General features: G+C 43.5%; 9 protein-coding genes and 2 pseudogenes. All 11 read right to left on the bottom strand.

Features of this window, described 5'->3' with window-relative positions:
* Positions 1-1,835, bottom strand: a pseudogene (locus tag PVV68_RS08425) (hypothetical protein); the annotation flags it as partial.
* A gap of 33 nt (positions 1,836-1,868) precedes the next feature.
* Positions 1,869-2,090 carry a hypothetical protein gene (locus PVV68_RS08420; RefSeq protein WP_273721859.1) on the bottom strand — a complete coding sequence of 74 codons (222 nt, stop codon included), beginning with the start codon at positions 2,088-2,090 and terminating at the stop codon, positions 1,869-1,871.
* 12 nt (positions 2,091-2,102) lie between these two features.
* Positions 2,103-3,383 (bottom strand): phage tail protein, encoded by a 1,281-nt coding sequence (locus tag PVV68_RS08415; RefSeq protein ID WP_273782879.1) that lies wholly within the window; start codon positions 3,381-3,383, stop codon positions 2,103-2,105.
* 7 nt (positions 3,384-3,390) lie between these two features.
* Entirely contained in the window at positions 3,391-4,413 is a 1,023-nt protein-coding gene (locus PVV68_RS08410; RefSeq protein WP_273782878.1) for a phage tail protein, read from the bottom strand.
* A 12-nt stretch (positions 4,414-4,425) separates the two neighbouring features.
* Entirely contained in the window at positions 4,426-5,064 is a 639-nt protein-coding gene (locus tag PVV68_RS08405) for a transglycosylase SLT domain-containing protein (RefSeq protein ID WP_273721741.1), read from the bottom strand.
* A 15-nt stretch (positions 5,065-5,079) separates the two neighbouring features.
* On the bottom strand, positions 5,080-7,260 hold the full coding sequence (locus tag PVV68_RS08400) for a hypothetical protein (RefSeq protein ID WP_273721742.1): 2,181 nt from the start codon (positions 7,258-7,260) through the stop codon (positions 5,080-5,082).
* 2 nt (positions 7,261-7,262) lie between these two features.
* Positions 7,263-8,681 (bottom strand): hypothetical protein, encoded by a 1,419-nt coding sequence (locus PVV68_RS08395; protein WP_273721743.1) that lies wholly within the window; start codon positions 8,679-8,681, stop codon positions 7,263-7,265.
* A gap of 28 nt (positions 8,682-8,709) precedes the next feature.
* Entirely contained in the window at positions 8,710-9,636 is a 927-nt protein-coding gene (locus tag PVV68_RS08390; protein WP_273721745.1) for a hypothetical protein, read from the bottom strand.
* Positions 9,637-9,640: 4 nt separating this feature from the next.
* Positions 9,641-10,063 (bottom strand): annotated as a pseudogene (locus PVV68_RS08385) (hypothetical protein); the annotation flags it as partial.
* Positions 10,063-11,520, bottom strand: a complete 1,458-nt coding sequence (locus tag PVV68_RS08380) for a hypothetical protein (protein ID WP_273721748.1) — start codon at positions 11,518-11,520, stop codon at positions 10,063-10,065. The pseudogene PVV68_RS08385 and the gene PVV68_RS08380, both read right to left, overlap by 1 nt.
* A gap of 1 nt (position 11,521) precedes the next feature.
* Positions 11,522-12,139, bottom strand: a complete 618-nt coding sequence (locus tag PVV68_RS08375) for a hypothetical protein (RefSeq protein WP_273721750.1) — start codon at positions 12,137-12,139, stop codon at positions 11,522-11,524.
* Positions 12,140-12,271: the final 132 nt, after the last annotated feature.

Here is a 12,271-nt window from a genome sequence, read left to right as displayed (position 1 = left end):
GCTACCCTTTGTGCCTCTGTAGAGGTTGCTCTCGCTTTTTCCGATAAACTCTTGGCTTCTTCACTAACACCTTTTGCTTCATTAACTAAGGTGATCGCCTGTGAAGATTGATCCTTCGCTTCTGTAGAAGCCGTGAGAGCATTTGAAGACGCATCTTTTGCTTCTGATGCTAATTGTTTCGCTTCTTCTGCTTTGTTCTTCGCATCTGATGCCTCTGAAATGGCTCTCTCAACACTTTCTTTCGCATTACGCGCTGTTGCTGTCGCTGCTTCACTTGCATTCTTGGCTTCATTGGCTGTCGTAGAGGCTCCCTCTGCTAGCCCCTTTGCCTCTGTCGCCGTGTTTACCGCTGTTTCTGATACTGCCTTCGCTCCATTGGCTACGTTCAACGCCTGTGATGCCGTCTCTTTTACTTCTTGCACAACACTCTGTGCAGTTTCCGCTTTGCTCTTCGCATCTTCCGCCAAGATCTTAATCGCTTCTCCGCCTCGTAGAGCTTCACCGTCTAAACGCACCGATTGCTCTGCCGCTACCTTCGCTTCATTGGCTATCTTTATCGCTTCTGTTGCATTGTCTTGCGCCTCTGATGCCTTAACTCTTGCCGTTTCTGCAACTTGTTTGGCTTCGCTTGATGCACTCTTCGCTTCTCCTGACGTCGTCTCTGCTCTAGAGACACTTGCCTTAACGCTTGTGACCTCTGTTAATGCTTGTTCTGCTGTCTTTTGTGCTTGAGTTGCTACTGCAGTGCTTGACGTTACATCTGTACTCGCTTTTTCCGCTAAACCTTTTGCCTCTTCTGCTAATCCCTTGGCTTCTGCTGCTCTCTCTCTTACCTCATTCACTGAAGTTGTCACTGCTGTGACCCCGTCCTTTGCTTCCCTTGCACTCGTAACCGCTTGTGAAACTTCTTCTCTTACCTCTGTAACCTTCTGATCTGCTCGATTGGCTGCTGTCAGCGCTGTTTCACTAACGCCCTTGGCATTATTGGCTGTGGTGGACGCCCCCTCTGCTATTCCCTTTGCTTCTTCCGCTAAAACCTTAGCTTCCTCTGCTGTCTGCTTGGCTGCTTCTGCAAATGTTGTCGCTTTTAGTGCTACTTGTGTCGTCTCGGTTGCCGTCTGTTCTGCTTCTTTTGCCATCTTTGAAGCCGTCAACAGCTCTTGCTTAACTTCTCTTAGTCCTTGTTCTGCTTGTTCAATGCTTGTTTTCACATCATCGGCTGTATTCTTGGCTGTATTAGCATTCGTAGCAGCTTGTTCTGCTAACGTTTTCGCTTCATTGGCTCTACCTATTGCTTGTTCACTCGATTGCTTGGCTTCTCTAGCATCTTGTTGTGCTTCTTCTGACGCTCTCTTCGCGCCTTCAGCTGCTCTTGTAGCTGCTCCAGATTCACTCATCGCTCTGGAGGCTGTCTCATGCGCATTTTCCGATTTGCTTACCGCACCATCCGCTTTGCTTTGCGCTTCTCGTACCTCTCTCAATGCCTCATCTGCAACTGTCTTCGATTCATTGGCGAGTGTCACCGCTCTAGTGGCACTCGTCAAAGCTTCTCCAACCGTGACCGCTGCTCCATCCGATAACTCTTTTGCATCCTCCGCCGCTCTTTTCGCCGCATCCGCTATCTGCTTGGCTGTCGTTGCTAATCCTAGCGCGCGTTCTGATGCCTGCTGTGCCTGCACACCCTGTTCCGCCGTCGCAAAAACTTCATAACTATAAAGACTGGCTGTTCCTAGTAAATTGGGAACAACAACCGTATCTTGTGATACACCCTCTATGATCTCTTCTTTCGTCGCTACCGGTATCTGATATTCATGCGTATGATTTGGTATCCCCATCTCTTTCTTCCTTATATCTCTTCAAACCAATACTTATAATGAACACTCTTTCAGCTCTTCTAACTCGACACTTAATGCTCTTAACCGCTCTTCTAATCCTTGCAGCCTGCCTTCAAATTCTGACTTCAAAGCATCTTTCAACAAATCAACAATCCTATTAAGCGGGGCATGCACAAAATGATCCCCTGAATACAAAACAACCCGTACTTGGGACGGGTCGCTAATCTCTGATATCGAAAAGGGTTTCGATAACATGCATTCTCCTCCTTAGGTCTTTATCCCATAAACAACACTCACATTTATCGGGCGGCTTTCAACGCCACCAAAACTATCCATCATGATGGTATGATCATGTTCACCTAAATCTTCTCCTGATTGATTAAGGATTTCAGAGACATGAAACCGTTCATGTTTTAAGAAAAAAGGATGCGAGCTATATACCTTGCCAATCTGAGGCGCAAGCTCTTCTGGTGGTGGTGGAGATGTGACACGGTCAAATTCCCTGCTACACTCCTTCAATGCATCTCCTGTTAAACCCAAACATTCCTCATTAAGCAAACTAGGACGACGAGAAGGCAATGCATCTTGACCTCCTCCAAAACAATCAAGATTATCTTCTCCCCACAGATGAGGTGCAAAACATGGCCTACGACCCTTTCTATCCTGTAACGTGTCTTTCGTTTCACTAACATCATCTTCTCTAGGGAAATCCGTTTCTACCTCTACAACAACACTCCTTTTGTTTCTCAAACGACCAGAAGAAACAGCACGACTCGTCCTTGAATTGCTTTCTGAAGAAAAAGGAAAAATATGTTCATGATCTCTCAAGGAACTCTGTTGCACACTCCCAAAATCACGCCCTCTATCAACAGAACCTAAATAATCAAAACCACGCAAAAACATGCCGCGCAAATCGGGGACATTAAACGTTGTATCATCTCCACCATGCCCCCAGAGCGTCCCTATGGTTGCAAACAAATCACGATACTTATCCCGTGAATAGGAACGACCATCACACAACAACCAACCAGAAGGCAACCTTTCCATCGCAAAGCAACCTATAAAGCCCGTAGGTAAGCCTCTTAAGTATAAAGATTTTCTTATCGTAGGATTGAGTAAATGCCACCCCGAAAGGGAGGCGTCATAAACCAAACTATACAGACAGCCATGGGCTATCTCTCCCCCTACAAGAGACGATAAGCCGTTTTCTGTTGCCTGATAAATCGGCTTGGTAGGCAGACCCTCTCGATAAACCGTCGTTCTGCCAAAATTCCAACCAACCGCCCTAAAACGCAAAACAAAGCCATCTTGATATCCAGAAAATACAGAATTCTCGAAAACAATCCTGCTACTTTGCGTTAAATCATTAACCTGAACAACGCCATCAAACCCTCCTCCACTACACGATAAATATTCCCTCACACGCTGCATCATCGCACGTGCACTATCATTAACTGTATGGGGCGCTTGCCCTTCTGACCAGTTAATCATATTATCCGCACCAGCGTTTTCTGACGCCGTTAAAGACCAATCATAAATATCTAACATATCCCCCTCAAGTCTTTATCGCAAAAACTACCGATACATTAATGGGACGCGTTTCGCTCTCACTATCCCTTGATGCCATAAGATCTTGGCTATGGGGGTGTCCCATAGGAACCGCAAGAATATCATAGGTGCGAATATTTTCTTCTCTTATCCTAGAAACTGTTGCAACTCTCGATTTTTCATCCTCATCAAGAACATGACCCCATAAAACTGTTGCATTCCCATGCCAATAACGCTCATCCTCATTATTCGGCTGGGATACCGATATCCTATGTCCTTCATGTTGATGGGATTGAATCAAATCCTGCTGGACACTCGCAAAGCTCCGTCCTGTATCAATATTACGTCCATCATCAAAACCACGTAAAAACATGCCGCGCAAATCGGGTATATTGAAGGTCCGATAGCCATCGCCACTCCCCCATGTGGTTCCTATCGCCGCAAAAAGATCGCTATAATAACTTCGTGAATAAGCACTCCCATCACACAATAACCAACCATTAGGGATTGCTTGCATCGCAAACGTCCCTATAAAGCCTGCTGGATAAAGAGCATTTGCCAAGCCCGTGGGAGATAATACAGGGGTTGGATTAAGCAAATGCCAACCTGCAAGCGATTCATCATAGGCTAAACTGTAAATGCAACCCTGTTGGATTTCTCCTCCCAATAAAGGAATAGCTCCTAACTCTGTCGCCTTATAAACGGGCTTGGCGGGTAAATTATTCAAGGAAACGGTTGTCGCTCCAACATTCTTGCCATTTGCTTTAAAACCTATAACAATATCATTTTTGTATTCTGAAAAGAGCGATTTGGTTTGAAGCGTGATCGCACTCGTTTGCTGCTCATTATCAACACGCACAACCCCTTCAAGGGTTCCACCCGTATCCGAAAGATACTCTCTTACCCTTTGCATCATACCGCGTGCGCTATTATTGATTGTACTTGGCAATTGTCCCTCTGACCAATCTATCAAATCATCAGCGCGTGTGTTATCAGACGCTCTCAGCGACCAATCATATATCGTTGACATAACTCTTGTTTCCTAAATTCCGTAAAACACCCGCATCAATTGCGTCATAACTGGATTATCGTCGGCGCTCTCTTCTTCTTCTAAAGGTTCTTCCTGTGAAGCTAATAACGCCCTTAAAACCTCTAGCAAGTTCGCTCTCTTGCCAAAGCCTCTCTGTGCTACAGAACTTGCTCTATAAGGTTGCTGCCCCCCATACATCTGAAACACACGGTTGGCAAAATCACCAGCACGCATTGCGTTATTGCCTGCATTCAAACCAACCGCATTGCTGCCAACAATTTGTGCCGCATTGGCATGGGGATTTTGCAAAAGACGCGCGGCTCCTCCTGCTCCCTGTTGATGGGCTAAATACAATTCTGCCTCTGTTGGTGCTCTCCCCAAAACACGGCTTAAATGGTTACGATTATCCCGTGTGAACCTACCCATGGCATCGGCTGCTTGTATGGGGTCAAAGCGGTCTTGTAAGCCATATTGTTTGGCTGTGCTGTCTATAAACTGATACAGACCACCAGCAGAAGAACGTGGATTCCTTGCATTGGGATTGCCACCACTCTCAACTTGGGCAACACGGTATAAATAGCTTTCCGGCAAGCCATAACGCACCGCTGCTTGACGTATCGCTTGATCAACTGAAGGGCTATAACGGGTCATAATTTAATGCTCCCCTTACTCAAACGCACTCAATACATTCAAGTTCTCTATTGAGGCTTTCCCTCCACCCCCAAATAGAGCAGCAGATAGTTTTTTCACCCATTCTTTCGTGGCATATCCCTTCTCTCGCGCTTTCACCATATCTTGAATGAGCTCTACAATTTTCTCATTCGAAATCTTTGTCCCACCTGTCAATAACTTGACGACATCCTTTTCAATCCGTTGACGCTCTCTAAACGCTGCTTCTTTTAAAGGTATCCAAGAAGCTTTAAACGCTGCTTTCCCTGCTTGTATAGCTGCATCACGTGTCCCCGTTGGAACATTGACATGATGCGTAAAAGATCTATCTTCATTTGCTATACGATTTGGTATTCTGTTGTAAAAATCTGCGTAATTGGCTTCTCTCTGGACAACATTCTTAACAGCAGAAGCTTGATCTGCTCCATAAACCTTTGCAAACCTATCATACAGATCATCCGTACCAAAAATCTCCTTTGCCTTAGAGACTTTATCTCCTGTTTGCCCCATACCCTCTAAAAGTTCTGCCCTTGAGCCCTTTTTAAAATATTCTTGTTGTGCCTTTGGTAGTTCATCAAAAATTTTACTGAATTCATCCTTATTAAGCGCCTTGCTAAGGATTTTGGAACCTTCATCCATAGCATCTACATGAGAACTATATTGATGAAACAATCCACGTGCCTTCTTATATTCAGACGATACAGCATCCATAATCTCTAACAATTTTTTCTGGATATCAACTAAGGTATGAACTTTACTATTATCTCCCATCTTTTCAGCTGCATCTTTCATAATACCAAGTTTAACCTTCGTTTCATGGAGGACACCCATGTTGGGTTTTTCTGTAAGGAGATCAAATTTTGCAGAAGAAAATGGACCAACTTCTATCCCTTTACTCGTGAACTCTTGTAGCCCCTCTCTATAAGCTTGTCTGAAATAAGGGCGTTTCATTAATTCATTAAGGGCGCCATAATAGTGTTTCCCTATCGGGGTCTTCTTGGCGATTTCGTAAAGATCATGGGCTGCTGCCTCTCTACTCGCAATAAGATCACCTTTTAAACCTACAACATTTTGACGAGGAACAAAGTATTTATCAGCTGCTTGATGAATACGCTCTCCTCCTCCCAATGCTCTTGCCTCTGCTCTTTTGGTCAAATCAAGATAAGCCCCTTGGTTCCTTCGGGCTATATCAAAAACAAGATCTTGTAAAAAAGGACTATGATCAACTACATAATCAGTATCAACGGCTTTACTGCCAAAAGATTTCCCAAGAGCTTCAGAGGACTCACTGCCTAAATGTTTACTGATTGCTCTTAATGTTGCTTTTTCAACTCCTTGCTTATGAGAAGGAGAAAAAAGTCTTCCTATTCCACCTACAGCAGAACCAGCCAAATGACCTAAAGCACTTCCAACCAATGTCCCTCCCGCTCCTAAACCAGCACCAGCTAATGTACTGGTAAATGTATTTCCTAATCCTTCGCCCTCTCCCGCCCCATGTAATGCACCAGATGCCGCTCCAACTTTAAGCAAATGAGGTAACGTTGTTTTATTCGTAATCCCTAAAAACGGGCTTGCTACTTTTCCTACAGAACCTGCTTTCAAAAGACCTTGACCTAAGCTAGACTCTGTAAGACTCTTTACAAGGTTAGGCGCTAAAAAACGAGCTCCTGATGCAACTGCTCCCGACCCTAAAGTTGCAAGTGAAGGGATTATTGACCCTAAAAGATTTCCACCTAAAGACGTCCAATAATGTTCATCACTTACTCTACGTTGATAATCACGTATTTTATTGGCTTCTTTCTCATATTTCTCTCTGGTTTGCTTATCTCCACTCCAATAGTCGATAAGCCCATCCCAAAAAGCCTTTATTGCCCACTGATCATCAGATTTACGTCCTGCTGCTGTAATCCCTGCAATTTCATCATCTAAATTAAAACTCAATCCATGTTTTAAAGAGTTCCAAAACGCTTCGCCTTGTGTGATTTCCGGAGGCTGTGCTTCTTCATTAGAATGGTTGTTATAATCTGATATATGTCCAATAATAGGATATTGATCATCATTCCAAATATGACTATTTGAAGAGCGTTTTTTATAATCTGATATGTGTCCAATAATAGGGTACTGATCATCATTCCAAATATGATGTTCATCCATGTTAGCATTTTTATGAGTAAACATCTTTAGTATCTCTTTATTCTAATATAACCATCTGCATCTTGAATTTGTGTTCCTATCTCAAATTTAGCACTCTCTTTTGGACTGGACACCTTCACAAATTCCATAGTGTCTTGCGAATTAGTAGAATATTTAGCAGAGATTTCTTGAGGTGTTATTTTCCCCGTCATCCAATTATGCAAATCAGTTTTATCAAGCTTCTTTAAAGCATTAAATGTTATTTCAAGATTCTCTAAAGTTTTCAGTAGTCCCTTTGTATTACGCGCAGAATCTAAAGAACCAAAAGTTGCTACCATCGTCCGACTTTCGAAATCTGATATAGGACCAACACTCATATGTCCGTTAGGATTCATTGATTTTAAGCTTTCAAATACCGTCTTTAGAGCTCCACCTTTAATCGTATCAAATAATTTTTCTAATTCATTCGCAGGGGTTCCTCCAATTCCACGTGTCGCCCATGCCTTAAAGCCGTTAATCTTATGTTTGTGAATGAGTTCAATCGAATCACGAATAGCATCTATCCCAGCATTCATCTGATGTTTTGTAACAATAATATTTTTTTGCTTTTTATCCTCCCATTCTTTCTGTGCTTGTAGCTTCTGATTATACTCCAATGCCTGTAGAGTCCCTTCCATCGGTCTCTGTCCACGGTTACCTGTCTGTGGATTGGTATACCATTCATGCCCCGCAAGTAACTTAGGAGTATCACTACCTGTTAACAATGCACTAAGCATTTGAGGATTACTTGCCATAACCCGCGCTTCTTCTTCGCTGTAGCCTTTTGATTTTAGATACTCGACTGTTTGATTAACTTGTCCTCTTTGTTTATCCCCTGCATGAAGCTGTTTAACGCCACTTGCAAGCGCATCCCATCCAGAACCACCAGAGGGGGCTGCTGCCATACCTGCAAAAAGATCTTGAAGCTTCTTATAAGCATCCGATTGGAAAAACTTATAAGTATTAGACTGTAAAAACTTCTCTAAATCTGTCGGTGCTGGAGGTGGTGTTTGAGCCGCTGTATCCACTGGTCTAGCTTGCATTGGTTCATTAATATGAGGTTTAAGATCTTGTGCTTCAAATGCCTGTACATTTGGCATAGGGGAATGATTACCTACACCAAGAGGCATTTCCGCTCCAGAACCCATATTAGGGGGTAATGGTTCTTGTGGTTGCGGTATATTCGGTAACTTTGGTCCAGTTGGTGCACGTGCTTCCTCTGGCAACATCATATCTCCAATGAAACCTGTCGCACCACCTACCGCAGCGGCTTTGTAGTTATTTTTGAGTAATTGTCCCAATCTTTGCGCTCCTGTAACCGCTTTGGGCGCCACACGAGGATAAAGATATCTCAAAATATGAGGTCCATATCGCAATGCCGCCCCAGTTCCTGCTCCAGCTAATAAGCCTAATAATGGAAATGCCATAACGCCCTCCTACAAAACTCTTGTTTAATTATTTCAGTCCTAACTGTTGCTTTACCAAGTCGTGGAATCCATATGCTCCCCCTGCAAGAGCTGCACCCGCTGGACCACCTGCCATGTAACCAAAAGCCATTGGCGCTGTTTGAAGCGCTAAAGAACCTATAGTCCCTACATTCTGCCAAGGGTTGTTGCCTGCCATCACTGAAGCGGTGTTATTATTCGTCGTCGTGCCATAATTACCTGCAAAGCCATGACCGGCGTTCATCAACATGTTCAATCTATTCCAACCGCTATTGTCTTGCTCCAGCCAACGTTCGCGGTTGGCGTCAACAAGCCGTTGATTATAGTCATTAAGAACTGATAAACCCTGCAACATATTGGAATAGGCACTGTTGTAAGCGGGGAATAGGTTGCCTACCATGCCTAATCGATATTTATTCAAGTCACCTAGTAAGGCATTCGCTTGTAGCATATCCTGCTTATTCTGACGATAATGATTAATCCTAGCACTTTTAGACAATGCATCAAGTTCACGCGTCAACACTTTCGTATGTGCACCAGATCCATAACCACCAGAACCTGCAAAATAGCTGTTAATCGTATCTGCTACATCTTCCTTAGACTTTTGAAGGACATCTTCAAAATCTTGATCATATCCCCCTTTATAACTAGAAGCCAATTCACCTATATTTCTTTCTGCCTGCATAGGCGTATTCATCAAGTAATTCATATAACTTTGGTACTGATGTGGAACACTTCCAAGCCCCCCAATGGCTTGATAGGTTGGCGTGCTTAAAGGAGCTACACGTGGACCCCCATACACATTACCACCCATCCCTGTATTATACATTTGATAGGCATCCGCACCACCACGCTTAAAAACATTCTGCATCCAAGAAGGCGGAGCGCTTGTCTGCACCTGCCTCTGTTCTGTTGTTGCTGGACTCTTGCTCCCCATTTCCTAATTCCTTCCTATAATAAAGCATATCTATGCCGTAACCTTGCTTCTCCAATGCACGCTTCCAACCTAAGCGACCTAAAATCTCTATTTCAAAGGCACCATTCTCACGCGCCCAATCCTCTGCAAATTGCAGATTCTCAACCAAATCAAGAACGCCCTTGCCACTACATTCACAAATCAGCGCGCGTTTCTTGCCTAATGCCGTATATTGAAGCTGTGTTGTAACTGCCGCTAAAAACTGATCTTCATCATCCAAAATAAGCCATAACTGTTTCTTGCCACTACAAATGGCTTCAATGAGTTCTTGCAACGTAATTTCATGTTTGAAACGCTCCACATACTCACTAAAGGAGGCAATGATCTCTTCCAAATAAGGGGCTATGCGCTCCCTATCCCAAGAACTGGTCAAATAGACTTTTGCCATTATCCTCTGCCTAAAGGGCGTAAATCAACCTCAAATCCCGTAATATGCTTCCAAGACTCCCCTTCTGGAATACGCAATTTAAAGCGGTGATAACGATTGCGTGAGCGTCCATGATAGGCGCCCGTGACAAAGGAACATACCCTCTCCTTATGCCATGCGATCGGCGTCTTGTCGTTGCGAAAGCGTCTTTCTCCTATGCTTAAAAGACCTTCCAGAGTATCCACTTCTGCAAACATTTTGGTGATAAAACTAAAACTGCCATCGGGTGCTCCCATCTCTTGCGAAACAAGGGTTGCCTCCATAGGGGCTCCTGTAAACACAACAAGACGGTTATGACCATCAAACCCACCAAGCATTGGCGCGCCACTTTGCCAAATTGCACTATCAAGCGAAACCTGTAACCCCTCAAGACTGGTCGAAATCTCATCCAACTGTTCTAAGGTATAGCCTGTGGTAAAAACCGCAAACAATGTGAAAGGCTCACCCTGTATCGTTGACCATTTCTGCAAGCCCCAATCATAAACAAAGGTCGTTTGCTTGTTATTGCCACCCTTCAAAGACCAGTAAACACGATTATGGATAGGGTCTATCACACCTTGCATGCCATCAAGAGCAAGCTTATCAAAGGTCGAAAATACTGTTCGATCAACCTTTTCAAAACCTATCGGTAAAATCTGACCATCACCACTCATTTGATAAAAGCCGCCATCACTGGCAAAAAAAGCATCACTGCCATGGCAAGCGATAGAGCCTGCACTTCGTGCTCCTCGCTTGTCTTGTATCTTTTGGACACTATATGCAAGTTCAGCCCCCGGAATAAATAAACCAGCATAAATAGCAGAACGAAGGAAAACGAGTGGATTGGTAGATTCTGTTGCACCTTGCACATATTCTCCATCCGGAAAATCTATATGATCACATTTTTTTTGACCTATTTCCCAGAAATTTGCATTATTCAAACCTGACCAATGGATACGATTGGGGTTATCAGTCAATTGCATCAAACAAACAAAAGGTCCCCAAACTTTGACCAAACCTGCTCTGGGCGGATTGCCTCCTAAATCCTCAAAACGTTGTGATCCACCCGCCTTTAAAACTTGCGGTTTGTCATTTTTATTCACTGCAATGATCATATCTTTAAAAAGAGCAAACGACCATTTATTATCCTCATTGGCTTGATAGGTCACACCACTTTGGCTTATGTCTTTCCAACCACGCGTTTGACTGTCATAACTATAAAGCTTTTGCTTCCCTCCCACGATGATCTTAACACCATTGCCACTTCTAAAAGCTATACAACCCAAAGGCTTCTCTTCTAAAGGCGCAGAAATAACCCTTGCACTAGGCATCGGTATATAACAACCATCCGCTGGTAAAACATTCACAAGGGTATCCGTAAAGCTGCTGTTAACAACCGCAACATCTGGTCGATAATCAGCTATCGGAAAGAAAACCATCTTAGAAATCCGTTGGTATTATTCTGCTTACATTATGCCGTTGAGACGTCTCTGCACGCAAGGCATGCAACTGCTCGTTAAAGTCATTATAAGCTGCTGCTGCACAATCGGGCTCTTTGAGGATATTCTTGTACAATTCATATTTTGCACGGGCTTTAATCAGATCAAACCCATGCACAAACCATGGGTGTTCCTGATTGGCGTTCTCAAGCTCTTCCAAACGCACTGGTGAGAGAATGAGTTGAACCTGATAAACTCTATCCGGTGTGGGATAAAGATGCAATTTTCTATCAAAGTAACTGTAATAAACCGGCGTTCCCTGCTGGTCTGAAGACAATGAAGGCTCTAAAGAAAAAGGACTTCTGTGCTGCAATTCAATCTTGTGATGTTGATCGGAAAACAGAAACACACTTTTGATTTTTACAGCTGTTTCGATATGGCGGGTATCAGTTGCATCATAGACACCCTTCCCTGCCTGCGTTGTAAACACCACATCACGGCTTTCGTTAAAGTAAAAACTTTCCCTCTCACAAAAACGAATGGCAGCAAAAATACTTTCTTGGATTTGACCAATATACTCATCCGTGATGTCATCGATTTCGCTTTGAATAACCGACACAAGATATTGATTTATAATGATAATTTAGCGTTATTCATATTGAATTAGAACCCCGAATAACCTAAGATTCTCTCATTTCAAATCTCTCTATCTTGAATCAATCAAAACCATTCCCTTGCATGTCAAAAGCGG

The organism is Bartonella sp. ML69XJBT (genome assembly GCF_028618515.1).
Lineage (GTDB): Bacteria > Pseudomonadota > Alphaproteobacteria > Rhizobiales > Rhizobiaceae > Bartonella.
The sequence above is the reverse complement of the archived record's forward strand: the minus strand, read 5'-3'. Positions and strand labels throughout refer to the sequence as shown.